This window comes from Nocardioides sp. CPCC 206348, from assembly GCF_048654705.1.
In the GTDB taxonomy this organism is placed as follows: domain Bacteria; phylum Actinomycetota; class Actinomycetes; order Propionibacteriales; family Nocardioidaceae; genus Nocardioides.
The window spans coordinates 1-792 of the sequence record NZ_JBMCZA010000232.1; the positions used below are offsets into that span (position 1 = coordinate 1).

Consider the following 792-nt stretch of genomic DNA (forward strand, 5'->3'; position numbering starts at 1 on the left):
TTGGCGTCGTACCAGGCCTTGAGCAGGACGCCGCACTGTGTGTTGCCGCTGTAGTCCGAGTTCATGAACAGCGTGGCCTGCGTTCCGTCGTCGAAGGTCATGGCGCAGGTGTGCAGCTGGTTGGTGCCGAGCAGGTCACCGCCGTGCCAGAACGCACCCGGCGAGCGCCAGTTGTCGATCTCGCCGTCGGCCGGGCCGGACTGGCCGCCGTCGCCACCGTTGGAGTCCTCGTTCCAGCCGGCACGCCACAGGTCCATCCAGTCGAGGTCGGCCTGCGGGATGATCGCGCCGCTGCGCAGCTTGCTGAGGTACTGCACGAGCTGGGTCGAGGACATGGCCAGGCCGCGGGCGCCGGCGCACTCCTCGTTTCCGGTGCCGAGCACGCTGCCGTTGCTGGCCTGCGTGGCGTTCAGCGGGTACGAACGGATCCCGGTGGTGGTGCCGGGCGTGATGCAGCCGATGCCGCCGATCTGGGCGGGCTTGAAGATGAACTCCCGCATGAACTCGAGGACGTACGACGTGTGGTTGGCCGCGGTGATGGTGATCTCCTCGGCGGCTTTGGTGTACTTCTTGCCACCGCTGCGGTTCCAGAGCTCGGCGTTGATGATCCGCAGGAGCGCGAAGTTGGCGTTCTTGTACTGGCGCTGCGAGTCGACGACGGTGCCGAGCTCGACAACGGTCTTCATCGCGTTCCAGCCGTTGTTGCTGGGCGGGTTGGCGAGGGCGGCGAGCGCCTGGTTGATGCCGGAGGTGTGGGTCAGCAGGTGGCGGAACCGGACCTGCTTGAACTTG

The 792-nt window shown here is 66.7% G+C and carries 1 protein-coding gene; it reads right to left on the minus strand.

What is annotated here, in order from left to right; genetic code table 11:
• Positions 1 to 792, minus strand: a 792-nt coding sequence (locus tag ACOADB_RS26545) for a serine hydrolase (protein WP_378606094.1), incomplete at both ends; no start/stop codon positions are given.